Raw genomic sequence first — 462 nt, 5'->3', positions numbered from 1 at the left:
GCAGGCAGCGGTTGGAACTCTGCATACACGATAACCGACTGCAAGCGGTGTCATGGCAACGACACTTCCCCCGACTTCACCAGCCTGAACGGCGAGCCCAACTATGCCAGCACCGGCGCCTCCACGGACCGTGGTAACGGCCACAAGAATCATGTCAGCTACGGCGCCGGGAGCTGCGCCTTCTGCCATGCCACAACCGTCACTCCGGGTGGAACGGTCATTCCCGGCAGCACCAGCCATGTCCTGAACTACAAGATCGATGTGGTTGCCGGTAACGGCATTGAATTCACCTACGGCAGCAACAAGAGCTGCAGCGACATCAGCTGCCATGGCGGCAAAGGTTCCGTGACCCAGTACTGGGGGGCGCCGGTATCTGCCGACTGCACCGGCTGTCACGGCAACAACGCCGGAAGCTCGCTGGCAATAGCCTCCGGCAAGCATGGTGCCCACATCAACAACCCT

General features: G+C 61.0%; 1 protein-coding gene. It reads left to right on the top strand.

Going from position 1 to position 462, the window contains the following annotated elements; genetic code table 11:
• Nucleotides 1-462 (top strand): CxxxxCH/CxxCH domain c-type cytochrome (locus tag KI809_RS20385; protein WP_214173438.1); only part of this gene is annotated, 462 nt, incomplete at both ends.

It is taken from the genome of Geoanaerobacter pelophilus (assembly GCF_018476885.1).
In the GTDB taxonomy this organism is placed as follows: Bacteria; Desulfobacterota; Desulfuromonadia; order Geobacterales; family DSM-12255; genus Geoanaerobacter; species Geoanaerobacter pelophilus.
The sequence above is the reverse complement of the archived record's forward strand: the minus strand, read 5'-3'. Positions and strand labels throughout refer to the sequence as shown.